The 234-nt window shown below is 65.4% G+C and carries 1 protein-coding gene; it reads left to right on the top strand.

The annotated features are described in order from the left end of the window. Positions 1-234, top strand: a 234-nt coding sequence (locus AC0L3B_RS40415) for a hypothetical protein (RefSeq protein ID WP_473383699.1), incomplete at both ends; no start/stop codon positions are given.

Here is a 234-nt window from a genome sequence, read left to right as displayed (position 1 = left end):
CCATAACGCGTGGGTGGTCACGACGGCTGCGGCGGTGCGGGTTCCGGTCCGCCAGCTTCCGGTGGTGCTGTACATGTTCGGCGAGGATGGCGGTCTCCAGGCCTTTGCCGGTTTGGACGCCTTGACCCTGGGCGTCAAGGCGAGCTTGGGCAGTCTGGATGACTCTGTGCTGTGGGGCTGTGTCGAACGCATTGCGCAGCTCGGCGCGGACCACCTGGAGGATTTTTGGCGAGC

Source organism: Bradyrhizobium sp. Kon56 (genome assembly GCF_055807635.1).
Note: the sequence above shows the minus strand (reverse complement) of the source record. Positions and strands in the feature narration are given on the sequence as shown.